This window comes from Hydrogenophaga laconesensis (assembly GCF_031457235.1).
Classification (GTDB): Bacteria; Pseudomonadota; Gammaproteobacteria; order Burkholderiales; family Burkholderiaceae_C; genus Hydrogenophaga; species Hydrogenophaga laconesensis.
This window is the reverse complement of the sequence record NZ_JAVDWE010000020.1, coordinates 40,581-65,036: the sequence shown is the minus strand read 5'-3', so window position 1 is coordinate 65,036 and position 24,456 is coordinate 40,581. Positions and strand designations below refer to the sequence as shown.

At 61.3% G+C, this 24,456-nt stretch carries 20 protein-coding genes and 2 pseudogenes; 9 read left to right on the top strand and 13 right to left on the bottom strand.

What is annotated here, in order from left to right:
* Window positions 1–969: recombination directionality factor (locus J2X09_RS24840; protein ID WP_445352006.1), on the top strand; the 969-nt coding region annotated here is incomplete at its 5' end.
* A gap of 136 nt (window positions 970–1,105) precedes the next feature.
* The gene (locus J2X09_RS24835; protein ID WP_310309664.1) at window positions 1,106–1,762 is read left to right on the top strand and encodes a type IV pilus twitching motility protein PilT; all 657 of its coding nucleotides are present in this window, start codon (window positions 1,106–1,108) and stop codon (window positions 1,760–1,762) included.
* Here J2X09_RS24835 and J2X09_RS24830 read toward each other — a convergent pair.
* Window positions 1,735–2,772: pseudogene (locus J2X09_RS24830) on the bottom strand (tyrosine-type recombinase/integrase); the annotation flags it as partial. The gene J2X09_RS24835 and the pseudogene J2X09_RS24830 overlap by 28 nt on opposite strands.
* A 120-nt stretch (window positions 2,773–2,892) precedes the next feature.
* Window positions 2,893–3,674, bottom strand: a pseudogene (locus J2X09_RS24825) (IS5 family transposase); the annotation flags it as partial.
* 313 nt (window positions 3,675–3,987) lie between these two features.
* Here J2X09_RS24825 and J2X09_RS24820 point away from each other — a divergent pair.
* The 4 genes from J2X09_RS24820 (at window position 3,988) to J2X09_RS24805 (ending at window position 8,375) form a co-directional block, all read left to right on the top strand.
* Window positions 3,988–4,815, top strand: a complete 828-nt coding sequence (locus J2X09_RS24820; RefSeq protein ID WP_204735667.1) for a copper-binding protein — start codon at window positions 3,988–3,990, stop codon at window positions 4,813–4,815.
* A 378-nt stretch (window positions 4,816–5,193) separates the two neighbouring features.
* On the top strand, window positions 5,194–5,511 hold the full coding sequence (locus J2X09_RS24815) for a hypothetical protein (RefSeq protein WP_204735668.1): 318 nt from the start codon (window positions 5,194–5,196) through the stop codon (window positions 5,509–5,511).
* Window positions 5,508–6,944, top strand: coding sequence for a TolC family protein (locus J2X09_RS24810; protein ID WP_204735669.1), 1,437 nt, complete (start codon window positions 5,508–5,510; stop codon window positions 6,942–6,944). The genes J2X09_RS24815 and J2X09_RS24810 overlap by 4 nt, the downstream gene beginning before the upstream one ends.
* Window positions 6,945–6,962: 18 nt before the next feature.
* Complete coding sequence (locus J2X09_RS24805) at window positions 6,963–8,375, top strand: multicopper oxidase family protein (RefSeq protein WP_204735670.1); 1,413 nt, start codon at window positions 6,963–6,965, stop codon at window positions 8,373–8,375.
* A gap of 641 nt (window positions 8,376–9,016) precedes the next feature.
* Here the strand turns inward: J2X09_RS24805 and J2X09_RS24800 are convergent.
* The 9 genes from J2X09_RS24800 to J2X09_RS24760 form a co-directional block, all read right to left on the bottom strand.
* The gene (locus tag J2X09_RS24800) at window positions 9,017–9,511 is read right to left on the bottom strand and encodes a DUF305 domain-containing protein (protein WP_310309661.1); all 495 of its coding nucleotides are present in this window, start codon (window positions 9,509–9,511) and stop codon (window positions 9,017–9,019) included.
* A gap of 390 nt (window positions 9,512–9,901) precedes the next feature.
* Window positions 9,902–13,021, bottom strand: coding sequence for an efflux RND transporter permease subunit (locus tag J2X09_RS24795; RefSeq protein WP_204735672.1), 3,120 nt, complete (start codon window positions 13,019–13,021; stop codon window positions 9,902–9,904).
* Complete coding sequence (locus tag J2X09_RS24790; protein ID WP_204735673.1) at window positions 13,018–14,631, bottom strand: efflux RND transporter periplasmic adaptor subunit; 1,614 nt, start codon at window positions 14,629–14,631, stop codon at window positions 13,018–13,020. The genes J2X09_RS24795 and J2X09_RS24790 overlap by 4 nt, the downstream gene beginning before the upstream one ends.
* Complete coding sequence (locus J2X09_RS24785; RefSeq protein ID WP_204735674.1) at window positions 14,628–15,920, bottom strand: TolC family protein; 1,293 nt, start codon at window positions 15,918–15,920, stop codon at window positions 14,628–14,630. Before J2X09_RS24785 ends, J2X09_RS24790 begins: the two co-directional genes overlap by 4 nt.
* A 97-nt stretch (window positions 15,921–16,017) precedes the next feature.
* Window positions 16,018–16,386, bottom strand: a complete 369-nt coding sequence (locus J2X09_RS24780; protein ID WP_204735675.1) for a hypothetical protein — start codon at window positions 16,384–16,386, stop codon at window positions 16,018–16,020.
* A gap of 41 nt (window positions 16,387–16,427) precedes the next feature.
* Window positions 16,428–17,411 (bottom strand): CDF family Co(II)/Ni(II) efflux transporter DmeF, encoded by a 984-nt coding sequence (gene dmeF, locus J2X09_RS24775; protein ID WP_204735676.1) that lies wholly within the window; start codon window positions 17,409–17,411, stop codon window positions 16,428–16,430.
* A 199-nt stretch (window positions 17,412–17,610) separates the two neighbouring features.
* Window positions 17,611–18,264: a transmembrane anchor protein gene (locus J2X09_RS24770; RefSeq protein ID WP_204735677.1), complete on the bottom strand. Its 654-nt coding sequence runs from the start codon at window positions 18,262–18,264 to the stop codon at window positions 17,611–17,613.
* Window positions 18,265–18,284: 20 nt separating this feature from the next.
* Window positions 18,285–18,908 carry a HupE/UreJ family protein gene (locus tag J2X09_RS24765; protein ID WP_310309657.1) on the bottom strand — a complete coding sequence of 208 codons (624 nt, stop codon included), beginning with the start codon at window positions 18,906–18,908 and terminating at the stop codon, window positions 18,285–18,287.
* Window positions 18,909–19,075: 167 nt separating this feature from the next.
* Complete coding sequence (locus J2X09_RS24760) at window positions 19,076–19,498, bottom strand: hypothetical protein (protein WP_310309655.1); 423 nt, start codon at window positions 19,496–19,498, stop codon at window positions 19,076–19,078.
* A 71-nt stretch (window positions 19,499–19,569) separates the two neighbouring features.
* Here J2X09_RS24760 and J2X09_RS24755 point away from each other — a divergent pair, with 71 nt between their 5' ends.
* The 3 genes from J2X09_RS24755 to J2X09_RS24745 all read left to right on the top strand — a co-directional run bounded on the left by J2X09_RS24755 (window position 19,570) and on the right by J2X09_RS24745 (window position 21,934).
* Window positions 19,570–19,848, top strand: coding sequence for a metal-sensing transcriptional repressor (locus tag J2X09_RS24755; protein ID WP_204735680.1), 279 nt, complete (start codon window positions 19,570–19,572; stop codon window positions 19,846–19,848).
* 46 nt (window positions 19,849–19,894) lie between these two features.
* Complete coding sequence (locus J2X09_RS24750; RefSeq protein ID WP_204735681.1) at window positions 19,895–21,220, top strand: MFS transporter; 1,326 nt, start codon at window positions 19,895–19,897, stop codon at window positions 21,218–21,220.
* A gap of 312 nt (window positions 21,221–21,532) precedes the next feature.
* On the top strand, window positions 21,533–21,934 hold the full coding sequence (locus tag J2X09_RS24745) for a DUF305 domain-containing protein (protein WP_310309652.1): 402 nt from the start codon (window positions 21,533–21,535) through the stop codon (window positions 21,932–21,934).
* 51 nt (window positions 21,935–21,985) lie between these two features.
* Here J2X09_RS24745 and J2X09_RS24740 read toward each other — a convergent pair whose 3' ends face one another.
* On the bottom strand, window positions 21,986–23,374 hold the full coding sequence (locus J2X09_RS24740) for a heavy metal sensor histidine kinase (protein ID WP_204735682.1): 1,389 nt from the start codon (window positions 23,372–23,374) through the stop codon (window positions 21,986–21,988).
* Window positions 23,374–24,057 carry a heavy metal response regulator transcription factor gene (locus J2X09_RS24735; RefSeq protein WP_204735683.1) on the bottom strand — a complete coding sequence of 228 codons (684 nt, stop codon included), beginning with the start codon at window positions 24,055–24,057 and terminating at the stop codon, window positions 23,374–23,376. The genes J2X09_RS24740 and J2X09_RS24735 overlap by 1 nt, the downstream gene beginning before the upstream one ends.
* Window positions 24,058–24,456 lie beyond the last annotated feature (399 nt).

Below are 24,456 nucleotides of genomic sequence, written 5' to 3'. Positions count from 1 at the left end.
GGTCACGATGAACCGACAACGGAGTCGGTCACGATGGGCCGAAATCCTCGGTCACGATACCGAAACCAGCGGTCACGTTGGTCCGAAATACCCACTGGTGCGCCAGTCTGCGCAGGCGACGGCAAAGATGCCGTCCGAGTCACTATCGCTGGTGACAGCACGTCGACCCTGGCCAATGTTCCCTGTCCTGGCCCTGAGCGCTGCGCCTTCGCGCAAAGTGAGGGCAACGCCTGCCGCCGTCAGATGAAGATGACCGTGCAGATTGATGGTCAGAACGACCCTTTGAGTGTGTTCGAAGTGCGGTCGTCATCAATCAACAATTTTCGCGCACTCTCTTCACAACTGATGCTCATTGAGCGCCGCTTCGGCGGGCTTCGTCATGTCCCTCTGAATACCAACTCACAAGCCAAGCTTCTCCTGGCCGAGCAGTCACTGCAGAGTCTGAGCGCTGCAATCTTCGATCGCACGGAGTGCAATGGTTGCCAGTTCAATACTGGTCTGCAGCAAGCGATGTTTGACACCTCGTTCAGTGGCACGCGTTGCACGAATAAGGAGTGCTACCAGGGTAAGACCGAAGCCGAGCTTCAAAGCCGTGCGAAGGCGCTTACCGAGACCTACCAGGTGGTTCGAATCGTTCGAGCGGGCGACAACTCCACGGCAGTGCCGTTGCGAGCAGAAGGCCCGAAAGGTGTGGGTAACCGAGCAGCACGCCTTGGGATCTTGCGAGGGCTCGAGAACTGCATGAGCGGGGTTCGGTATTGGCTGGACACTGGTAACCGTTCCACGGACGGTCAAGTGGTGCTTGGTCAGGTGTCGTCTCGCAGATCGCGCAACGATGATCCGAAACGCTTGCCGCACATTGCTGAGTTTTATCCTGACCTCATCGATTCCGCAGCAGAAGACAAGGACAACTTGCCCTCATGCTCCCTGGCCGAGGCATTGGAGAAGCAGAGTCTCTACCTACGATGACCTACGTGAATTTCTGCTGCGACTCGAGGCAAACTGGGCGGCACTGATCACGAATGGGGAAATCAACCGACCGTTCGAGATCAACGGAAACCGTCTTCGTGTGAATGCCTATCTGGCCTTTGCTGGCAAACGGCTCATGCTATCCGTTCGTCGCATCCCCACCGAGACTCCCAATTTGGCGAAGCAAGGACTTCCGTCTGTGATTCGCGTTTTGCTCGACAGCCCATCTGGATTGATCCTTGTCTCCGGTCCCACCGGGTCTGGCAAGACCACGACGATGGCGGCCATGGTCGACGCCATCAACGATATGCGAGCTTCCCATGTGGTCACGGTCGAAGATCCGATCGAATACCTCTTTACCCGCAACCGGTCGGTCTTCTCACAGCGTGAGGTTGGTGTCGATTGCGGCTCGTTCCTCGACGGTGTGCGAGCCGCGTTGCGCCAACGCCCTGACGTGATCGTCATTGGTGAGATTCGCGACCGAGAAACCGCCGAACAGGCCTTTGTGGCTGGGGAATCTGGACACTTGGTTATCGGAACTCTCCACGCCAGCTCTGCGGTTGGTACCGTGGGAAAAATGTTGTCCTTCTTCAAGGACGACGAACGCGAGTCAAGGATCCAGTCCATGTCCGGTACCCGCAGTGCCCAGGGCATGCCCTTGGCTGCAACTTCCAGTTCTTCCGTCTCGCGGCCGACGAAGCGTGGCTGTTCTACGAACTGGATTCCGCGTTTGTGGAAGCCCACCTGGAGATGCGGAGTACCGGGGTTGCTGGCCATCGCCACGCGCCGCTGATACGCGACAACGACTGCGACAGATTGATGTCCAGTCATCGCCATCGTGTCCGCAATGGATACGTTCTGCACTGCAGCCTCGGTGACAAAACCGGAGCGCAGCGAATGCGCAGAAAACTCACCCTCCACACCAGCCAGAAGGCACCGCGTCTGGACGATGTCGCGCACGGCCGCTGCCGACAGCGGGCCGCCCACGTGGCCACCCTTGAGCACGCGGCGAAAGATCGCCCCTTCGTTGACGCCGCTGGCCACCAGCCAGTCGTCCAGAGCGGCGCCGGCGGCGCCCAGCACCGGCTTGTGGTTCTCGGGCCGATCAATGCCACTCTGGTTGGTCTTGGAGAAGGCCATCTCGTAACTGAACTCGCCGGGGCCCAGGCGCTTGAGGAATTTCATGTCGGCCGCCGCGATCTCGGACCGCCGGCGCCCGCCACTGGACCACGCGAACAGCAGCAGGGCCCGGTCCCGCTTGCCCTTCAAAGAATCGTCGCAGGTGGCCAGCACCAGCTGCAGCGGGTCCTTGGTCAGCGCATCCTTCTTCTTGGGCAGCTCACCCCGTTTTGCATAGGCCTTGCGCGTGCGTGAGAGCAGCTCGCGCACCTTGGGGTCCTGACATGGGTTTTTCATGTCGCGCGCCTGGTGAGCCTTGGACAGAACGGCCAGGCGGTGCACCAGCGTGTTGTGCGCCATCGGCCCCGGCTTGCCCTTGTAGCCGGCCTGAACCAGGGCAGCGTCGATCTCGGGCGGGAGTTCGTGCACCAGGCCCTTGGGGCCGCTGCGCTGCGCATGGTCGACGATGAACTGCAGCACACAAGCCGCGGGCAAAGGCAGGCCGATCTGCGCACCGTAGCGGATACCGTACCAGGCAGCCCAATATCGAAGTGCGCTGCGGTAGCTCAGCTGCGTGTTGAGCGACTCGCCCTCGCGCAACAGCTCTGCCACGGCCTGCGCGGTCACATCGCTGAGTTCGTGCGGCTGCAGCGCGGGCGTTTTCTGGAGGATGGGCAGGCGCATGGGGATCCTGTTTCGTGACGAAAGTGCAAGCACTCCTCCCGTTGGGCGGGGCGATAAGTCTCGATAACTATATCTTATCGAGGCTTATTTATGGGCATGCGGAAGAGGGGTTTTGGACCCCAACTGGTCCATGATCGCGCCCATCGGCGTGCTCTTGTCCAGCACCTTGCGCTTGCTCGGTCGCATGGCCACGTGCCAGTTGACGGCGATGTCTTGGGTCTCTTCGCGCTTGCCCACGCCTGGTAACCAGCGTCGGCAAAGACGTCCGTTTCTTCTCCATGCACCAGTGCGTGCGCCTGCGTCACGTCGTTGACGTTGGCCGCTGTACCCACCACCGTGTGCACCAGGCCCGAGTCCGCATCGACCCCTATGTGCGCCTTCATCCCGAGTGTCACTGGTTGCCCTTCTTGGTCTGGTGCATCTCGGGGTCGCGCCCGCCACTGCTGTTCTCGGTCGAACTCGGTGCTGCGATCAAGGTGGCACAACCACCGTGCCACTCTTCAGAAGGAGCCCCTCGGCGGCCAGCGTGGCGTTGACGATAGCCAGAATCTGCAAGCTCAGGTTGTGGGCGTCGAGCAGATGACGGAACCGCAGGATGGCGCTCTCGTCAGGCAGGTTGTCTGCCCCGGCATCCAGGCCCACGAATTCACGAAACAGCGCCATGTCGTGCAGCCTCTTCCATGGACGGGTCCGAGAGGTTGAACAACTGCTGGACGAAGTGAATGTGCAGCATGGTCTCGACGGCAAACGGCGGGCGCTCCCCTTTGGCGCCGCGCGCTGGCGCATGCGGCGCAATCAGCTCGTCCCACGGCACCACCAGGTTCATCTCGTCGAGGAACTCGCGCTTGCGCGTCCTCTTGGTTTTGCGCTCGAATCCTCTCGCCCAAGCTGACTTGTTTCATGCCGTCACTGTCTCACACCGGACCAAGGGGCGCCAGGGTCGTGCAGACGCTCCCTAGCGTGATTTCCACTGCCAGCGGCTGGTTGCAACCGAACCTGACACCATTGTAAGGAAGCAGACGGGCTCGCGTCAGGCAGGCATATACATACTTCGACCATAGCGAATAGGGAGTCCAAAAGACAGAACTGTCCATTAGGTAACCTTAGTCGACTTCAGGCCTTGCATTTTTCCTGTCGGCGTCAGCGCCCATATTGGGCTGAAGCACTTGTTTAAACTTTCCGTTCACCTCTTTACCTTAATTGCCAGGAGTTCAAATGACATTCGCGCAAGCTTCCTTCACCAAGCGCTCAGGTCTTTTGTTCGCGGCGACTCTTCTTGCCGCCTCGTCTGCTACTGCGGCGGGCATACACGGCGGCGGACACGATGAATCGCCCATCGGTGAAGCTGGTGTTGCTGGCAAAGTCTCACGGACCATTCAAGTCGATGCCTCAGATAGCATGCGTTTCACTCCCTCCCTGGTAGCCGTAAAGAAGGGAGAAACGATCCGCTTTGTCGTCACAAATTCTGGCAAGGTACCGCACGAATTCAGCCTGGGCACGGAAAAGGAATTAAAAGAGCACTACGAGGTGATGAAAAAAAATCCGGGCATGGTGCATGAAGAAGCTAACAAAATTTCTTTAAAGCCCGGAAAAACAGGTGAGGTCATCTGGCGTTTCACCAAGGGTGGAGTCGTTGATTTCGCCTGCCTTCACCCGGGGCACTACGAGGCGGGGATGAAGGGTCAAATTAGTGTGACCAACAAGTCAGCATCAGCTATCTCGCCTTCACTAGCACCTGCTGGTCCCGTACCGGCGCAAATGACGATGGTGCAAAATAAGTCGGGTATGGAGCAAGGAAAGATGGGAACGGCAGCCACTCCAGGCTTGACGGATGGTGAAATCCGCAAGATTGACAAAGAAGGCGGGAAGATTACGATCAAACATGGAGAAATTATGCACCTGGATATGCCCGCAATGACTATGGTTTTCACAGCCAAGGACAAGGCAATGTTGGACAAGGTTCAGGTGGGTGAAAAAATTCAGTTCATCGTCATCCAGGAAGCAGGCAAGATGGTCGTAACTGACATCCAATCTCGCAAATGATTTGACTGCGAGCAGCGATACGGCTTTGGCGAACCGCAGGGTTAGAGCTGCAGAGACTTCCGTGCTGGGCCAGTTTGCGAAAAGCAGCAATTGTCGGTCGCTCAGAGATCCAAACAAGGGTTGCAGTTGAAGCTCTGGCTGGTAAATGCCTGGACCACGCTGTGGGGTGCTTCTTTTCCATGATACAGAGACCTGAACATCAAGAACTACATCGCCGGTGAACTTCGCCTGGCATGCATGGCCCATGGAACTTCTAAAGACCTTTATTCATGTACCTCGATTCAGCCATGGGCGAGGTGAACATTGGGCGGGTGCTCTAGGGTTGACTATTCGCCCGTGAATTCGGGAAACCTATCTTCTTAAAAACTGCGGAGAAATATGAAAACTCATCTGCTCGCTAAAAACCAGGTACGCTGCTTCCTAGCGGCTGTATTTGTCGTTCCGTCTCTCGCATTAGCGCAGGCTCCAGAGCCGGAAACCATCAAGACGGATTACAAGCTTGCTTACAGATCGGCTTTGTCGGAATACGAGGCCTACAAGGAGCAGTCTGTTCAATCTTGGAAGGAAGCCAATGACAAGGTGGGGGAGATCGGGGGATGGCGTGCCTACGCCAAGGAGATGCGCCAAGCGGAGCCTGCGACCCAATCTGATCAGCCTGCTCCAGGACATGATGCCGCTCATGGAGGGAAGAAATGATCCGCCTCTTGCGAATGCGCCATACGAAAGTCGCGATCGCTGCAACTGCTGTTGTGGTGTTGTCGGGTTGCGCCAGTGTGAATCTGGAACAGAGCCTGTCTAGTGCCAATGCGGCGGCAAACAGTTTTACGGATGGCCAGCTCACACTTGCCCGTGACCAACGCGAACGTGATGGCTTGCGCAGACGCGCTTTGGATCTGCTGAGTAAGCCGCTGGAGCAGAAAGACGCGGTTCAGCTCGCGCTCGTCAACAGTCCGTCAATGCAGGCCATGGTGGCTCAAAGTTGGGCTGACGCTTCCATGGCAGCCCAAACCGGCCGCATTGCCAATCCAATTCTTAGCCTCGAGCGTATGCGCTTGGGAGACGAGACCGAAATTGGGCGACTCCTGTCCTTCGGCCTGCTGGACTTATTGATGTTGCCTGCGCGCAAAGGCATTGCAGAAGGGCGCATCAAGCAGGCCCAACTTCGCCTGAGCAGCGATGTGGTCGATCAAGTCACTCAAGTTCGCCAAGCCTGGGTGCGTGCTGTCGCGGCCCAGCAGACTTTCTCGTACACCCAGCAAGTCTTTGCGAGTGCCCAAGCCAGTGCCGAATTGGCCAAGAGGCTGCAAGCAATCGGCAATTTCAACAAGCTCGACCGTGCACGCCAGCAAGCCTTCTATGCGGATACGGCGACCCAATTAGCCGGTGCCCAGCACCAGTCCACAGCAGCTCGTGAAGAGTTGATCAGGTTGCTGGGCCTGGATGACGACCAAGCAGTGATGCTCAAGCTGCCAGAGCGTTTGCCTATGTTGCCCAAAGAGCCTTTTTCTCCCCAAGAAGCGGGCCGTCAAGCGTCCCAAGGTCGCTTGGATCTTCAGATCGCTAAAGCGGAATATGATGCAACCGCCCGTGCGCAAGGCTGGAACACTGTCTCGACGTTCACAGACATTGAGTTAGGAATTCGAAAAGATTCCGTTTTTGACGCGGCAGACAATTCCAGGCAGACACGTCGCGGGTTCGAGATTAGCTTAGAGCTGCCGATTTTCGATTGGGGAGGTATGCGGCGCGACTCGATGAATGCACAGACGTTGGCCGCTGCTAACCGCCTGGAGGCGACGGCTCGCGCGGCTGGATCAAATGTTCGAGAAAGCTATTCCGCTTACCGTACCGCTTATGACGTCGCTCGGCACTACCGCGATGAGGTGATTCCGCTTAGGAAAATCATCTCCGAAGAAAATCAGTTTCGTTACAACGGAATGCTTATTAGTGTCTTCGAGTTGCTGGCCGACTCTCGCGATCAAGTGAACTCGGTCATGGCGGCCCTCAACGCCGAGCAGCAGTTCTGGCAAGCGAACGCTGCCCTCCAAGCCTCCCTCATCGGAAAGCCTACGAGCGCTGGAGCCTCGGGCGGCAGTGCTGGAGTCTCCGCTGAATCTGGCGCAGCTCATTGATTCCAAAGGAAACCAAAAATGACCTCGAGAAGAGATTTTTTCCGCGTTGCTGGTATTGCCGGAGGGGCAGTGGCCGCCGCGAGCGTGAGCCGGGTGGCCATGGCGGCGCTGCCTGAGCCTGTCATTCAAACCAGTCCCGACACCATGGCACCCTTGGTGCCGAATTCGGGCCGCCCCTACAACCCGGTGGTCACACTCAATGGCTGGACGATGCCCTGGCGGATGAACCAAGGCGTTAAGGAGTTTCACTTGGTGGCTGAGCCCGTGGTGCGAGAAATGGCTCCTGGCTTCAAAGCCCACCTTTGGGGATATAACGGCCAGAGCCCTGGCCCCACCATCGAAGTTGTCGAGGGTGATCGCGTTCGGGTGTTTGTGACCAACAAGTTGTCTGAACACACCAGTATTCATTGGCATGGGCAACGACTCCCCAACGGAATGGATGGGGTGGCGGGGTTGAACCAGCCCGCCATTCAGCCCGGAAAGACTTTCGTCTACGAATTCGTGGCGCGCCGCCCGGGCACATTTATGTATCACCCCCATGCGGATGAAATGACTCAAATGGCCATGGGAATGATGGGCTTTTGGATTACGCATCCCAAGACGAAGAACCCGCTGATTGACGAGGTGAATCGCGATTTTTGCTTCCTTCTCAACGCCTACGACATCGATCCTGGAAGTTACACGCCAAAAATCATGACGATGCTCGACTTCAATTTGTGGAGTTGGAACAGTCGCATCTTCCCCGGCATTGACTCTCTGAACGTACGCCTGAACGACAAGGTCCGCATACGGGTCGGCAACCTGACGATGACCAATCACCCAATGCATCTGCACGGCCACGAGTTTATCGTGACTGGTACCGATGGAGGTCCCACGCCCAAGAGTACACGGCTTTATGAGGTCACCGCGGACGTGGCAGTCGGTCAGATGCGTCAGATCGAGTTCTTGGCGGATGAGGAAGGTGACTGGGCCTTCCATTGCCATAAGAGCCACCACACCATGAACGCAATGGGTCATGACATTCCCACCATGATCGGCGTAGATCACCGTGGGGTGGCAAAGAAGATCAACAATCTCATTCCCGATTACATGGTGATGGGAGAGCGCGGCATGGCGGATATGACCGAGATGGAAATGCCTATACCAGACAACACGATCCCTATGATGACGGGAGACGGCCCCTATGGATCGGTCGAGATGGGCGGCATGTTCAGCGTCGTGAAAGTTCGCCGGGACCAAAAGCCGGGGGACTACAAGAACCCCGGTTGGTACAAGCACCCCGAAGGCACGGTGGCTTATGAATATACTGGCCCGATGGCCGAACCAGCCCGCTTCAAGGCCGAGGGAGGACAGTCCATGCCTCGCAAGGAAAAGCCCTCAACGGATACCGTTGTGAAGATCAAGAAACCCTCTGTGCATGGAAGCCACTGAAGTATCGTTTTGCCGGATTCACGCCCTTTCGATGTCTTGCGGCAGCTTCGTAAGTAGCACGTATGGCCACGTGAGGCCGCCACCACTGCCAAGCCCGGCAACGGCAAAACACATCGAGCCTACCTCTGAGGCTGCGGTGCCTTCGAGAACACCAAGTCGGTGGTCTACGACTTATGCGAAATCCGTGCGAGCGAGCATGCCCGAACTTTCCTGGGCAAGTCAAAGGGCTGCCTGACGCTTAGACGCCCTCATAGGGTTGATCTCAATCTCGGTGCAGAAAACCGGGTTTGCAGCCGAGGGTTAACCAGCACTCCATCCCACCATCTGGAACCAATGCGGAAAACCTTAGAGCTGCCCAGGCCATGGGGGAGCCAGCTTAGCAAGCGTTTATCTGCATTTTTTGGGCTCCGACACCTTGCCCAAATCTCTAACCAGACGCGAGTTCGAAGCGTGTTTTGGCAGGTACCAATCGAAGACTGCCCCTGCCCCTTCGTTTCGGGATTTGCCAAGCGAGAACTGTTGCAATCAGCGGCGGTGTACAGCCGCCCGAACAGACTTCAGTACCACGGCATGTGGGCCCACCGCATTGCGTGCACGACGATCTGATGTTGATCAGGACCAAACTACGAGTTCTGCGCCCTTCACTCCAGCCGAGCCCGGATTGCATTCATCTGCTCAATCTCCCTGCGCTGAGCACTTGTGATTTCCTCACACAGTTTAATAAGCTCCACGTCCTGGATGCGGGCTTCACGACACATCAGGATGGCGCCAGAGTGGTGCGGGATCATCGATGCAATGAATTGTCTGTCGCCAATCGCGCTTTGTTGACGTGTGGCGGCCAATGCGGCGACGAAAATCAGGGCGAGGACGACATGAAGCGCCCAATTGAGCGGCTTTCTCTGATACATGCCGCGCATGGTAAAGAGCATGATGATGCCCATCGGGGCGACCATGGTCAGTGCCATATAGAGCATGTTCAGGTTATTGCGGAAATCAAACCAGCCATCGATCATGGAAAACATGACGAAATACATGACTGTTAGGCTGAGGACCATATTGATCACGAACAAAGTGTAGTGACCAATGCTTTCATGCTGCGTGCCCGAATCTGGGGAGGCGTGGTTGCCGTTTTTCATCATTTCTCCTTGCCGAGTGAAATACGGGCCAAGGGCTGTCGCGGTTCTTTTGATCCGTAATCAAAAAATTTGACCACCCTCCGCAGTCCAAGTCTGTAGGAGACGATCGGCGAATGAAGTAGGCATCTACCGCACAAAATCAAACTTGATATCTGCCGTCCACTCGCACCTCAAAAGCTTGCTTTCGGCAACCGCGTCGCACTCCACATCGCACGCGCAGATTCAGTGAAAGCTCCGAAGAAGCGCTCCGCATTCAGACGGGGACCGACGCTAGTGCGCGCGCGGAGGATGCTCAAGAGGCATGGGCAGCGTGCCCCTGCTGTCGGCCTCCGAAGCGCTTTGCGGCTGGCACGGTTGTAAGCAGCGGTCTACGGCCAATCCGAGACAGCGTCAACGCGACTTTCGCATCAGCCGGTAGGCCACCGGCACCACAAACAGCGACAGCAGCGGCGCGCTGATCATGCCGCCGATCATGGGTGCCGCGATGCGCTGCATCACCTCGCTGCCGGTGCCCAAGCCCCAGAACAGCGGCAGCAACCCAGCCACGATGGTGGCCACCGTCATGGCTTTGGGGCGCACCCGCAGCACCGCGCCTTCCCGGATCGCGTCCAGCAGCGAGGAGTCGCCGTCCAGCCCGGCGTCCAGCCGTTCTCGCCAGGCCTGCTTGAGGTAGATCAGCATGATCACGCCGAACTCGGCCGCTACCCCCGCCAGTGCGATGAAGCCCACCATGCTCGCCACCGACAGGTTGTGCCCAAGCAGCCACAGGAACCACACACCGCCCACCAGCGCGAATGGCAGCGTGGCCATGATCAGCAGCGCCTCGTCGAAGCGGTGGAAGATCAGGTACAGCAGCACGAAGATGATGAGCAGCGTGACCGGCACCACCAGCTTGAGCTTGGCCGTGGCGCGTTCCAGGTATTCGAACTGCCCCGACCACGACACCGAGTACCCCGCAGGCAAAACCACCTGCTGAGCCACCGCACGCTGCATGTCCAGCACCGCGCCGCGCAGGTCGCGCCCGCGGATGTCCACATACACAAAGCCGGCCAGGCGCGCATTCTCGCTGCGCAGCATGGGTGGCCCTTCAGTGATGCGCAGGTCGGCCACATCGGCCAGCACCAGGCGCTGACCGCCCGGCGCCACGATGGGCAGTGCGCGCAGTTCGGGCAGCGAGTCGCGCAGCTCGCGCGGGTAGCGCAGGTTGATCGGGAAGCGCTGCAGGCCCTCCACCGTTTCGCCGATGTTCATGCCTCCCACGCTGCCGGCCACGATGTCCTGCACGTCGGCGATGTTCAGGCCGTAGCGCGCTGCGTCTGCGCGGCGGATGTCCACGTCGATGTAGCGCCCACCCGTCAGGCGCTCGGCCAGCGCGCTGCTCACACCGGGCACGTTCTTCACCGCCTGCTCGATCTGGCGGGTCAGGCGGTCGATGGTGGCCAGGTCGGGCCCGGCCACCTTCACGCCCACCGGGCTCTTGATGCCGGTGGCCAGCATGTCGATGCGGTTGCGGATCGGTGGCACCCAGATGTTGGAGAGGCCCGGCACCCGCACGGTGCGGTCGAGTTCTTCAATGAGTGCCTCGGGGGTCAGACCGGCGCGCCATTCGTTGCGCGGCTTGAGCTGGACCGTGGTCTCGAACATCTCCAGCGGTGCCGGGTCGGTGGCGGTCTCGGCGCGCCCGGCCTTGCCGTACACGCTCTGCACCTCGGGGATTGTCTTGATCAGGCGGTCGGTCTGCTGCAACAGCTCGGCCGCCTTGGCGGCCGACAGGCCGGGCAGCGCGGTGGGCATGTAGAGCAGATCGCCTTCGTCCATCGGCGGCATGAACTCGCTGCCGATGTGCTGGAGCGGCCACAGGCTGGCCAGCAGCACCAGAGCCGCCACCCCCAGCGTGAGTTTGGGCCTCTTCAGCACCGCGTCGAGCACCGGTCGGTACAGCGCGATCAGCGCGCGGTTCAGCGGGTTGGCGGTCTCGGCCGGAATGCGCCCGCGGATCAGGTAGCCCATCAGCACCGGAATCAGCGTGACAGCCAGGCCAGCGGAGGCCGCCATGGCATAGGTCTTGGTGAAGGCCAGCGGCGCGAACAGCCGGCCCTCCTGGGCCTCCAGCGTGAACACCGGGATGAAGCTCAGCGTGATGATGAGCAGCGAGAAGAACAGCGCCGGACCGACCTCGGCCGCAGCGTCTCCGATCACGCGCCAGCGCGGCTCGCCCTGCAGCGTCTCACCCGGGTGCCGGTGTGCCCAGCGCTCCAGGTGCTTGTGGGCGTTCTCGATCATCACGATGGCCGCGTCCACCATCGCGCCGATGGCAATGGCGATGCCACCCAGCGACATCACGTTGGCGTTGATGCCCTGATGTTGCATCACGATGAAGGCCATCAACACGCCCAGCGGCAGCGAGATGCTGACCACCAGCGCGCTGCGCAGATGGAACAGGAAGGCCAGACACACCAGCGCCACCACGATGAACTCCTCCAGCAGTTTTTCGCCCAGGTTCTTCACCGCGCGTTCGATCAGGCCCGAGCGGTCATACACCGGCACGATCTCCACACCCGCCGGCAGGCTGCGCTGCAGTTCGGCCAGCCGGGTCTTCACCGCGGCGATGGTCTGCAGCGCGTTTTTGCCCGAGCGCATCACCACCACACCGCCGACGGCCTCGCCTTCGCCGTTGAGCTCGCCGATGCCGCGCCGCATTTCGGGCCCGATCTGAACGCGCGCCACATCGCCCAGGCGCACCGACACACCGGCGCTGCTGGTAATGAGCGGGATGGCGCGGAAGTCGTCGAGCGTCTTCAGGTAACCGCTGGCGCGCACCGCGTACTCGGCCTCGCCCAGTTCCAGCACCGAGCCACCGGCCTCCTGGTTGCCGCGCGCCACCGCCTCGGCCACCATGGCCTGCGTCACGCGGTAGGCGGCCATCTTGTCGGGGTCGAGCACGATCTGGTACTGCTTGACCACGCCGCCCACACTGGCCACCTCGGCCACGTCGGGCACGATCTTGAGCTCGAAGCGCAGAAACCAGTCCTGCAGCGCGCGCAGCTGCGCCACGTCCTGCTGGCCGGAGCGGTCCACCAGCGCGTACTGGTAGATCCAGCCGACGCCGGTGGCGTCGGGCCCGAGCGAGGTCTTGGCCGTGGCGGGTAGGCGCGCCTGCACCTGGTTCAGGTACTCCAGCACACGCGAACGCGCCCAGTACAGGTCCACTTTGTCGTCGAACAGCACATAGACGAAGCTGTCGCCGAACATCGAGAAGCCGCGCACCGCCTTCGTACCGGGCACCGAGAGCATCGTGGTAGTGAGCGGGTAGGTGACCTGGTTCTCCACGATCTGCGGTGCCTGACCGGGCCAGGTGGTGCGGATGATCACCTGCGTGTCGGACAGGTCGGGCAAGGCGTCCAGCGGCGTGCGCTGCAGCGCCACCACGCCCCAGGCACTCAGCAGCGCAGTGGCAAGCAGAACCAGAAAGCGGTTGTAGATGCTCCAGCGGATCAGCCCGGCGATCATTTGCCGACCCCCGGTGCGACGCGCTGCAGGCTGGTGATGCGCGGCACTTGGCCATCCTGCATTTCAAATTCGATCGTTAACCGATCGCCTGCCTTGAGATCGCGTGGTTGTTCCGAGCGCGGCGGTAACTGAAAGCCCATCTGCATCTGCGGCCACTTCAGCGCGGGAATCGGTGGGTGCGCGAGCGTGACCGTGTCACCGCTCAGGGCGTCGATCACCGCATCGGTGGTGTAGCGCTGTGGCGTGAGCGTGGACATGGGCGCGGGCGCCGGATTGAGCCGGGCCTCCAGCCCGCGCAGGCTGGCTTCGGAGTCGATCAGGAACTGCCCCGAGAGCACCACGCGCTGGCCCAGCTGCAGGCCGGCGCTGATCTCGGTCTGGCCTCCCACCTCCAGGCCCGCAGTCACCTCCACCGGGCGAAAGCGTCCCCCGTCTTCGGCCACCATCACCACGCTGCGCCGCCCGGTGTGGATCACCGCGTCGCTGGGCACCAGCAAGCTCGCTGCTGCCTTCGGGAGGGCCAGCCGCATGCTCACCAGCATGCCCGGCACCAGCCGGCCCTGCGGGTTGGCCAGCTCGACCCGCGCGCGGATGGTTCGCGTGACCGCATCCACCTCGGGCAGCAGCGCCTGCACCTGGCCTTCAAACGTCTGGCCCGGCGCGCCCGGGCTGGTGGTGCGCACCCGCGCACCCGGTCGCAACAGCGCGGCCTGGCTTTCGGGCACCGCCCCCTCGGCCCACACCGTGCGGGTGCCCTGCAGGCGCATCAACGTGGCACCGGGCATCACCGTGGCACCCTCGCGCACCAGGAGTTCGCTCACGATGCCGGCGATGGGCGCGGTGATTGTGAAGCGTGACTGCACCCTGCCCGATGCCACCGCGTGCTCGATCTGGGCGGTCGTCATGCCGGCCTGGCGCATGCGCTGGCGCGCGGCATCCTGCAGCGCGTCGGTTCCCGGGCCGCTCAGGCGGGCCAGCGCCAAGTACTCCTCCTGCGCGGACACCCAGTCGGGCACGTAGAGTTCGGCCAGTGGCGCACCGGCGGCCACGCGGTCGAGCGCGGCTTTCACATGCAACTTCTCCACGAAGCCCATGGCGCGTGAACTCAGCTCCACACGTTCGCGTTCGTTCCAGGCCACATTGCCCACCGCCGTCACTTCCGACACCAGCGCGCCTTCAATCACCGGCGCGGTGCGCAAGCCCAGGTTTTGCTGGACGCGCGGGCTCACCGTAACGCTGCTGGTGTCCGCCGCGTCGCTGCCGGCGTAGCGTGGCACCAGCATCATGTCCATGAAGGGCGACTTGGCGGGCGCGTCGAAGTTCTTGCCCGGCACCATGGGGTCGTGGTAATTCAGGATGCGCCGACCCGTTGCCGGGTCCACATCACCGGCCTTGAGTGCATCTCGGATATGCCGGCGCGTGGCCTCTTCGCCTTGCGGGATGGTCCACTGCGACGGGTCGTCGAGGGCGCTGGTGCTTGCTGCCGTTTGCGCGGTGGCCGAAGTGGTGTCGCCCCTGCCTTGCTTCATGCCCAGCCACCAGGCGCCAACGCCCACGCCAGAGAGAGCGGCCACAGTGGCCAGTGCGATGAGGGATCTTGTCTTGTTCATGGCTTCACTCCAGTCGTGGTGTCGGGGAGCAGGTATTCGAGTTGCGCCCACAGGCCCGCGGTGTCGCGCTCCAGGGTCAGGCGTTCCAGGGCAAGGTTCAGCGCGTCGCGGCGCGCCTGCAGCACGGCGCCCAGGCCTTCGCGACCGCCTCGGTATGCGGCCAGCGCAGCGTCAACACGCTGCGTGGCCAGCGGCTGACGCTGCGCATCCAGGTAGGCCAGTCGATCCCGCCCTGCGCGCCAGTCCTGCTGCCAGCGCTGCACTTGCAGCGCTCGCTCGCGGGTCTTCTCTTCGCGCTCGGCCTCCAGTTCGGTCACGCGGGCCAGACGCGCAGCCAGTTCGCGTTGCTGGCGCTGAGGCTTGTCCCACTGCAGCGGGACGGAGATACCGACCGACACCATGTTGGAGAACTGCGAGCCGCGCTGGCTGAACATGACCTCGGCGCTCCAGTCGGGCCTGAGTTCTTGGCGGGCTACCTCGGCCTCGGCCCGGGCCACGGCTTCGCGGGCCTGCAGCGCGGCAAGATCGGGCAAGAGGTCCATCTGGCCGATCGTGGCCGTGCCGCGTTGCCATGGTGGGGGATCGGCGAGCGGTTGGTCGGGCGGGCCGCCGGTGAAGCGCGCCAGCGTGAGGCGAGCGTTGGCGCGCTCGGCCTGTGCGCCGATCAAGCCTTGCTCCAACTGAGCCAATGCCTCGCGCGCGCTCAGCGCATCGGCCGTGGAGCCACGCCCGCCGCGCAGGGCAGCCTCTGTGGTCTGCACCAACACACGCGCTTCGGTGATCTGCGACTGCAGCAACAGCACACGCTGCTCCTGCATACGGCGTTCCAGCCAGGCCTGGGCCACCTCGGTTTGCAGCAGGGTGGCGCGTTGCGCGCGTTCGCTCAGCGCCGCATCGGCCTCACGCTCGAAACGTTCACCGCGCGCGCGCCGCTTGTCGGCGTTGGGCAGCGTCTGCATGAGCGCGACCGAGCGCATGGTCATGAAGTCGCGTGTGGTGCTGAAGCGGTCCGGCCCGTTCACCGGCAGGTTGTCGAGCGAGAGACGCAGCACGGGGTCAGGCCGCTGTGCGGCGGCCACCGCCATGTCGCGCGCGCCTGCGGCCGCGGCATCGGAGGCAGGCAGCCCGCGCGAATGCGCCAGCGCCAAGCGAACCGCCGCACCCAGGCTCAGCGGTTCAGGTGTGGCCGCAGCGGCGGGCGTTGTCGCGATGGCCAGCCAGGTGATGGCGGCGGCCAGCGCGTGCCACGGGGCCCGCGCGCGGGCTGTCGAGAGAAGGTGTTGTTCCATGTCTGAGCTCCAAAGCGTGCGCGTGCGGGCAGCAGCCCGGTCAACGCGCGATGGCAGGAACCACCCGGGTCGGGGCGGTCTGCGCCGTGCGGGGAGGTCAGATCAGGGAGGGGGGGCGCCAGAGGCTGGCGGGCGCGCCGGGGGCCCGGGCGCGCAGGATCGGCATCGGCGGGGCCGCGGCCGCAAGGGGCTCGAACCGCGGCACGCCGGCCGGGGGCATCCAGGCGGCGAGTGCCGCGCAGGCCTGACCGGTCTTGCAGGCCTGGCCGGTGTGCTCGAAGGTGGCGAGGTCGTTGCAGCAGTCGGACATGCCGTCCGCCTGGGCGGTGACGTCCATCGCGTTGCCGGCGTCCGGCTGCATCGCCATCATGGCTTGCATCGGGCAGGGCGGCTCCCCGGTCTGCGGCGCAGCGAATCCCTGCAAGGGGATCAGCAGACACAGAAGGACGGCTAGCAGACGGCGCATGAAAGGGATTCTATGGCGAGAGACCTCCGCCAGGGCAGCTTTCAGATGCCATGAGGAGCCGCGACCCGTGTTTCGGTTCGATGATGAATCTCGATCGTTGCGTGAACGATTTCTTCGTGAACGGCCAATCGCTCGCGCAATTGTTGGGGGGAGAGGTCACGGTCATCTGTCACAACACTGAGCGCACAGGGAAATGCCTGTTTTCCCACACGCCACACGTGCAGATCGGTCAGGCGTGTCACATCTGCAGCTAACCCTCCTTCGATGACTTCCCGAATCTCGTCCACCACGGAGTGGTCCATTTCCCGATCCAGCAGCACACGGCTGGTTTCGGCAATCAACCCTTTGGCCCAGTACGCCACCAGCACGGCACCCACGATACCCATCACCGGGTCCAGCCACGACCAGCCATACACCCAGCCACCCACCAGAGCCACAATGGCTAGCACGGACGTGGTGGCGTCTGCGATCACATGCAAGTAGGCCGAGTTGAGGTTGAGGTCCGTGCTGGCTTCATGGGCGTGACCACCGCCGTGGCCATGGTGATCATCATGGCCGTGCCCATGGTGGTGGGCCTTTCCCAGGATCATCGCGCACACCACATTGACGATCAACCCAAGCACCGCCACGGCGATAGCCTCCTGATACTGGATAGGCTGGGGCGAAAACATCCGCTCCATTGAAGCCACCACCATGAAGACGGCCACCCCCAGCAAGAAAATGGCGCTGGCAAAGCCGCCGAGCACTTCGATCTTCCAGGTGCCGAAAGCAAAGCGGGGGTCGCGTGCATAGCGACGGGCTGCTGCGTAGGCGAAGGCACTCACACCAATGGCCACGGTGTGTGAGCTCATGTGCCAGCCGTCCGCGAGCAGCGCCATCGAGTTGAACCACCAGCCCGCCACGATCTCGACCACCATCGCAACGGCGGTGATCCACATCACGGCGCGGGTACAGCGCTCGGCCATCGGGTTGCTCTGGTCGAAGACGTGGTGGTGCTGCCAGGGGGAAAGGTCTTCTGTTTTCATGATCGGGTGCGGGCTGTTCAACGAATCAGTTCCCTGTGAAGTTGGCGGCAATGAAGTTTTTCGCATGCTGCCAGTGCAGACAACAGGTAGGTGACCACAAGGGCTTTGACAAAGGAACGTGGCGTTTTCAGCATGATCCAGGAAGGTGTTTAGTTTGAATGGCGGGGCGCCGCACTGGTTGAATGAGGCGCCCCTGTTTTCACATGGCGCGTTTGATGTCGGTGTATTCGCCGCGGGTGCGCAATACAAGCTTCACGTCGGCTTTGCCGCGGTTGCGCCAGTACCAGCCGTGGTTGCCGGTGAATGCCGCCACAAGCTGCCCGTCATCCGCAGGCACGTCGCGCCCCTTCTCATAGCTGATGTTTTTTCCGCCACCATCGCCGTGGGTGTCAAAGTTGACCCTGCCTCCCTGTACCACCCAGGAATAGTCGGCCTTTGCTCCCTCGGTCATGCGCATCTTGATCTCCGTGCCTTCACCTGGGGTCAGGGTGACAGTCATTTCATCACGCCACGGGGCCTCTTGAACGGCTGGCTTGGCGGCAGGAGCGAAGGCCGGCGTCGGTGCACTGCGGGCGCCCGGTGGGGGTTGCTGCGCTTGGGCCGATGTCACCACGGAGTTGCCAGATGCGGCCGCTGTGTCGGCTGCGGCTTCCGCCGCCAACTGGGTCTTGATCTCGCCCATGTCGGTCAGGCGCAGAACGCGGCCAACACCAGTCGGGTCAATACCGTACTCAGCTGGCAGCACGACGGCAACGAGGAGGACGACGGCCGAGACCGCAGCCAGAACGGTTGAGCGCAACAACTGCTTGGAGGAAGGCAGCTCGGCGCGCGAGGGGGTTTCACTGTTGTACATGATTCAGATTCCTTGGGTGTTCAGGACACGAAGTAGCCAGTGAGCTGCATGCCCACAAGAATGAAGCCGGCGCTCATCATGGCGACGTTGGCGGTGTAGGCGTTGCGAGCGAAACTGGGCGTGCGACGCCAGTAACTCATGCCGATCAGGATGACAGCCAGAGCCAGCAGCTGCCCGATTTCCACGCCCACGTTGAAGGCGAGCAGGTTGGGCACTAGGCCATCGGGCGAGATCTCGTACTCCAGGATCTTGGTGGACAGGCCGAAGCCGTGGAACAGACCAAACACCAGGGTGGCGATCTTGGTGTTGGGCTGGAATCCCAACCAGCGCTGGAAAGCACCGATGTTGTCCAAGGCCTTGTAGACCACGGACAGACCGATGATGGCGTCGATCAGGTAGCTGTTGATCCCGACGTTGAAGTAAACGCCCAGGATCATGGTGGTGGAGTGACCCAACGCAAACAGGCTCACGTAGATGCCGATGTGCTTGATCCTGTAGAGGAAGAAGATGACCCCGAAAAGGAACAGGATGTGGTCGTACCCCGTCATCATGTGCTTGGCACCCAGGTACACGAACGGCAACAGGTTGGCGCCCGAGATTTCCTGGATGTAGCCCTTGTCGCCCTCGGTCACCGCATGGGCCATCGCCTCGGTGGTACCGAGGAGCAGGGAAAGAAAAAAAGCAGATAGAAGTAACAGGCTGGTTTGCCAAATCGCCCATGGCGAACGTGGCAGCCTGTCTTGAAGAAAGCTGTGCATGAAGACTCCGATGGTCTGAAAACAAGATGGCTGCACTCGGCAGCGACTGAATGTCAGGCGTGGGTCTGCGCCATCGGAGGCCGGTCAAGCCGTGATGGCACCATCCTCTCGACCCTGGGTGCGGCGATGGCCTGCCAGTGGGTGGGTCGGGGCATGGGGAGGCTCAGAGCGCCACGCAGCACATAGGCCTTGTCGTGCGCGTGGTCTGCGCTGTGTTGCGCATGCTCGGCGCTGGCGGAGTGGTGCACAACGTCTGTGGCCATGTCGTCAGCCGCGTGCTCGTGTGAATGTTCGCAGGCCCCGGCCACGTCGCAATGAGTGCCGTGTTGAACCGAAGTGATCTCAGCCAGGCCGTGGGAGTTCAAGGTGCCCACCGGTGACAGCACGGCGCCGAGCACAAGCGCCATCGCCACGAGCCACCACACGGCAAGCGGCAGGCACGTCCTTGTGGGCAGGGCAGTTTCGCGATGCGTCATGCAGATTGAGGCGGGACCAAGAGTCGGTGAATCGGGACTATAGTATCCCCCCCAGGGGCATAGGATTCATCATGACGGAACATCACACACACGCCTCGCATCCCGCCATCATCAAGCGGTTGAAGAGGGCCAACGGGCATCTCGCCAGCATCGTTGAAATGATCGAACAAGGGCGCACCTGCCTGGACATCGCCCAGCAGCTGCAGGCCGTGGAGAAGGCAGTCCAGCAGGCCAAGAAGACGCTGATCCAGGACCACCTGGACCATTGCCTGGAAGATCTGGTGGGGCCGCTGCCGCGGGGTCAACGTCACTCGATGGAAGAGTTCAGGGAAATCACGCGCTACCTGTAGGGCGCGCCATCGCACTCATCCTTTTCGGATAACCGAGGCCACTGGCATGCTCGACATCCTGGGTCGTCGCACCTATCGGCATCTGTTCGCCGCTCAGGTGATTGCCCTGCTGGGCACCGGGCTGGCCACCGTGGCGCTGGGTCTTCTGGCATACGACTTGGCTGGCGATTACGCAGGCGTCGTGCTGGGCACGGCACTGGCCATCAAGATGGCGGCGTACGTGGGCGTGGCACCGTTGGCGGCCGCTTTTGTGAACAGCTTTCCGCGCCGCGCTGTGCTGGTGTCTCTGGATCTTGTACGCGCGGCCGTGGCCCTGTTGCTGCCCTTCGTTACCCAGATCTGGCAGGTGTACGTGCTGATCTTCGTGCTGCAAGCCGCATCGGCCGCTTTCACCCCCACATTCCAGGCGACCATTCCCGATGTGCTGCCGCAGGAGAAGGACTACACCAAGGCGCTGTCGCTTTCCCGGTTGGCATACGACATGGAGAGCCTGGTCAGTCCCATGCTGGCAGCTGCGCTGCTGACAGTCATCGGTTTTCACGACTTGTTTGCTGGAACGGTTGTGGGCTTTCTGGCCTCTGCCGCCCTGGTGGTTTCGGTGGTCTTGCCGGCGAACCCGGCGGCCGAACGCCGCGGCATCTATGACCGCACCACACGCGGGTTTCGAATTTTTCTGGCAACACCTCGTTTGCGAGGACTGCTGGCGATCAACGCGGCCGTGGCAGCGGCCGGCTCTATGGTGTTCGTCAACACGGTGGTCATCGTCCAGGCCAACATGGGCCTCACGCAGACATCGGTGGAACTGGCGCTGGCTCTCTTTGGGGCCGGCTCGATGGTGGCAGCGCTGGGCCTGCCGCGCCTGTTGGACAGGCTGTCCGATCGATCGACCATGCTCGCCGGTGCGGCCCTACTGGTCGTGGGCCTGGGGGTGGGCACTCAGGTGGCTTCATTCACTGGGACGCTGATGCTGTGGTTTGTGCTTGGGTTGGGCTATTCAACCGCCCAGACGCCCTCGGGCCGCCTCCTGCGGCGCTCGGCCCAGCCGGAGGATCGACCGGCGCTTTTTGCCGCCCAGTTCGCACTCTCGCACGCATGCTGGCTGATCTTTTACCCACTCGCCGGGTGGTTGGGCGCGCGACTGGGCACGCCGCTGACTTATGCCGGCCTGGGTTTGGCCGCGCTGATGGCGGTGCTGTTGGCGCTGCGCATCTGGCCCGCACATGACCCCGATGTGATCGAGCACGAACATGCAAATCTGCCCGCAGGGAACGCGCACCTGCACGACGGGGTGCCCGCAGAGAAGGGCCTGCGACACGCGCATCCCTATGTGGTGGATGACCACCATCCCCGGTGGCCTGGACGGGGCGGCTGATGCCGTGACCTCGCAGCGGCCCTCTGCCATGCTGCTGGTCACCTTGCCGGCCCTGCGTGCGAAAACGATTCACGACTCAGACGTTTGAATGGATCTCGCCAATGGGTGAACGGGGTTTCCACCTCCTACTTCAGCCCACCTGCCAAGATCAGCAGGGCTCGCACCGCGACCATTGACTGCGTTTGGCCGCGCCAATGTCGCTTGCCGTCCGGTCTGAGATGCCTCGTTGCGACCAATTCACTGTGCGCTGCCGCACAGTCAGGCAGCGTCGCGTTGGCAATGATCAGTCTCACACAATCTCAGGAGATCGCGATGAAATGCATCAAGCTTGTTCCTTTGCACGCGTTGTGCTTCGCCTCGTTGACCGCTCTCGGTGGTTTGTCGGCTTCTGTACAAGCCCAAACCACACCGGCAACGAGTCCTTCTGTGAGCACGCCCATGGGGGACATGCACAAAGGTGGAGTTGGTGCTGCAGACATGAAAGCTTCCATGATGATGGGCATGGAGGAAATGCAGAAGATGCCGATGACCGGCAACACCGACAAAGACTTCGCAATGATGATGAAAATTCACCACCAGCAAGCCTTGAACATGGCCGAGATGGAGCTCAAGCATGGCAAGTCTCCAGAAATGAAAGCCATGGCCAAGCAAATCATCGCGGCGCAAAAGAAAGAGATCGCACAGTTCGACAAGTGGCTCGCCAAACAGAAGTGAGCAGCCGATGCCTTCAGCTCGGTCGCGCTAGGGGGGAAGGAAGAACGCCCCTCAGCGTTGACGCGTAAACCGCAAACAAAACGTCGTATTTTCGACTGTCGAGGTGACCGATACGCCGCCGCCATGAGCAAGCATGATGGCCTTGGTGATGGCCAAGCCCAGGCCAGCGCCATCCGATGAAGGATGGGTGCGCGACTTATCTACCCGATAGAAGCGATCAAACAGCCGTGGCAGATCGACCGCCTCAATAAGGTCACCCGTATTGGTCACACACAAGGCGGTGCTATCGTCTTGGTGGTGGATGATGAGCTCGACATCAGAGCGCGGGTGAGCATGCCGCAGTGCATTTGAAAGAAGGTTGCTGATGGCCCGCCTGATCATCAGTCGGTCTCCCGCCACTGTGCCCGTTCCAACCACCCGGAGACGAACCTCTTTTTCTTCGGCGATCGCATCGTAGAAATCCAGCAGGCTGGCCACCTCGGCTTCCAGCTCGACATTTTCTCGATTCGGGAGTTGTATGCCATGGTCTGTCTTCGCGAGAAACAGCATATCGGACACCATGCGCGAAAGGCGCTGGAGCTCCTCGGCATTGGACGCGAGGATGTCTCGATAGGTATCCGGATCACGGCGTTGCGAGAGGGATACCTGGGTCTGGGTCATCAAGTTGGTGAGGGGGGTGCGCAGTTCATGCGCGAGGTCGCTTGAGAAGTCAATCAGCTTCGAAAAATCCAGTTCCAGTCGCTCCAGCATCGTGTTGAGGCTATTTGCCAGTTCTGCCATCTCCTCAGGCACCGCTTCGATTGGCATACGCTGGTCGAGCTTGTGGGCGGTCACCGTGAGTGCCTGCTCCTTCATGATCCGCAGGGGGGCCAGACCGCGGCGAGCAGCCCACCAACCCAGCAATCCACTGAGCAGGGTGGCGACCACCACGTAAACCGCCAACTGCAGGCGCAGCACCTGCATGAAATGGGCGTGGTGCTGCGTGTCCAGCGCCAGCGTCAATCGGACGTTTTCGCCCAGGTTTCCAACGATGCCAGGCACTTGGGGCACCGACAGCGCTTTGCTAATGCCTCGCAGTTGGCGCTCCCCATCGATCCAGTCGATCGGCTGGTCTTGGGCACTTTGATCTGCGAGCTGGCTTGGGAAGGTCTTGCTGTCCGGTCCATACACACTCTCGTCACCGCGCGCGATAGCGATGACCAGGCCATGGTGGCTGTCCAGGAGCTCATCGAGCTTCGTGGAAAGCTTCGCTACATCGGGCGCCTCTTCCACCATCTTCTGAACCAGGTGCACCTTGTCCTCAAGGTAGTGGCGGTCGAGGTCGATGAAGTGAACGTGGGTGGACCAAGCCACCAGAACCCCCAGACCCAGGAGAACCGAGGCGGAAACCAAGGTGTATAGAAGAGTCAGGCGTGCTGTGAGGGTCAAGCGCCGGATCATCAGAGGGACTCCGGCCCTTCCAATACGTAGCCCATGCCTCGCACAGTCCGCAACAGGCGATACTCGAACCCATCGTCCATCTTGGAACGCAGCCGGCGCATGGCCACCTCGATGACGTTGGTGTCGCTGTCGAAGTTGACGTCCCATACATGAGAAGCAATCAACGAACGAGGCAACACTTCACCGGCTCGGCGCATCAATAACTCCAGCAAACCGAACTCCTTGGCGGTCAAGTTGATGCGCTTACCTGCGCGGGTAGCCCGGCGACGCAGCAAGTCCAGCTTCAGATCCGCGACCTGCAGGGAGGTCGGTTCCATTCCAGAGCGCCCTCGGCGCAGAAGGGTGCGCACTCGGGCCAGAAGCTCGGAGAACGAAAACGGCTTGACCAGATAGTCATCCGCACCCAGATCCAGCCCCTTGACGCGGTCATCGACATGATCCTTGGCGGTCAGCAACAACACCGGCATCTCTCGGCCCTGCGCACGCAGACTCTTGAGAAATTTCCAGCCGTCCATTCCGGGAAGCATGACGTCCAGGATGACGAGGTCGTGATCGCCCTCTAGAGCATGGTGCAGCCCGTCAACCCCATTAGTGAGCCATTCAACGGCGTGGCCGGCCTCGCGCAACCCCAGCCGGAGGTAGTCGCCAGTTTTGGGTTCGTCTTCGACAATCAGAATTTTCATGTGTACTCCGAGTCAACATTTTCGCTTCCAGCGGCTGTACGGAACCGTAACTGACAACTATGTAATGTGACAGAAAGGTTTGCGACGGGGGGCCTCTTGCAAACTAAGTGCAATTTGAAACGGTTGAAAAGGAGCAAATCAGAGATTCATCGACTTTATCCACCCTCGATACTGCGAGCCATAGCGCTGGGCGTGCCGGCCTTCCCTTGTTCGTGTCTGCCCAGATTTCACCGGCACCCGCCGAGAAGAATTGGCGTGAAGCCTATGACGCCGTGGGTCAGTTCAAGCGTGAACATGCAGAAGTTCTCAACTGGGAAAGAGATAAGCGCACCCAATGTGCAAAGTCCGGAACAGGCGGCCTCCGATCTGAGCTTGATGTGCTCATAAGACGCTGTGCGC

Bases quoted from the DNA above. Each gene is read 5' to 3' on its own strand.
- J2X09_RS24835 (WP_310309664.1), top strand. From the start codon at position 1,106: ATGCTATCCGTTCGTCGCATCCCCACCGAGACTCCCAATTTGGCGAAG.
- J2X09_RS24820 (WP_204735667.1), top strand. From the start codon at position 3,988: ATGACATTCGCGCAAGCTTCCTTCACCAAGCGCTCAGGTCTTTTGTTC.
- J2X09_RS24815 (WP_204735668.1), top strand. From the start codon at position 5,194: ATGAAAACTCATCTGCTCGCTAAAAACCAGGTACGCTGCTTCCTAGCG.
- J2X09_RS24810 (WP_204735669.1), top strand. From the start codon at position 5,508: ATGATCCGCCTCTTGCGAATGCGCCATACGAAAGTCGCGATCGCTGCA.
- J2X09_RS24805 (WP_204735670.1), top strand. From the start codon at position 6,963: ATGACCTCGAGAAGAGATTTTTTCCGCGTTGCTGGTATTGCCGGAGGG.
- J2X09_RS24800 (WP_310309661.1), bottom strand. From the start codon at position 9,511: ATGAAAAACGGCAACCACGCCTCCCCAGATTCGGGCACGCAGCATGAA.
- J2X09_RS24795 (WP_204735672.1), bottom strand. From the start codon at position 13,021: ATGATCGCCGGGCTGATCCGCTGGAGCATCTACAACCGCTTTCTGGTT.
- J2X09_RS24790 (WP_204735673.1), bottom strand. From the start codon at position 14,631: ATGAACAAGACAAGATCCCTCATCGCACTGGCCACTGTGGCCGCTCTC.
- J2X09_RS24785 (WP_204735674.1), bottom strand. From the start codon at position 15,920: ATGGAACAACACCTTCTCTCGACAGCCCGCGCGCGGGCCCCGTGGCAC.
- J2X09_RS24780 (WP_204735675.1), bottom strand. From the start codon at position 16,386: ATGCGCCGTCTGCTAGCCGTCCTTCTGTGTCTGCTGATCCCCTTGCAG.
- dmeF (WP_204735676.1), bottom strand. From the start codon at position 17,411: ATGAAAACAGAAGACCTTTCCCCCTGGCAGCACCACCACGTCTTCGAC.
- J2X09_RS24770 (WP_204735677.1), bottom strand. From the start codon at position 18,264: ATGTACAACAGTGAAACCCCCTCGCGCGCCGAGCTGCCTTCCTCCAAG.
- J2X09_RS24765 (WP_310309657.1), bottom strand. From the start codon at position 18,908: ATGGCCCATGCGGTGACCGAGGGCGACAAGGGCTACATCCAGGAAATC.
- J2X09_RS24760 (WP_310309655.1), bottom strand. From the start codon at position 19,498: ATGACGCATCGCGAAACTGCCCTGCCCACAAGGACGTGCCTGCCGCTT.
- J2X09_RS24755 (WP_204735680.1), top strand. From the start codon at position 19,570: ATGACGGAACATCACACACACGCCTCGCATCCCGCCATCATCAAGCGG.
- J2X09_RS24750 (WP_204735681.1), top strand. From the start codon at position 19,895: ATGCTCGACATCCTGGGTCGTCGCACCTATCGGCATCTGTTCGCCGCT.
- J2X09_RS24745 (WP_310309652.1), top strand. From the start codon at position 21,533: ATGAAATGCATCAAGCTTGTTCCTTTGCACGCGTTGTGCTTCGCCTCG.
- J2X09_RS24740 (WP_204735682.1), bottom strand. From the start codon at position 23,374: ATGATCCGGCGCTTGACCCTCACAGCACGCCTGACTCTTCTATACACC.
- J2X09_RS24735 (WP_204735683.1), bottom strand. From the start codon at position 24,057: ATGAAAATTCTGATTGTCGAAGACGAACCCAAAACTGGCGACTACCTC.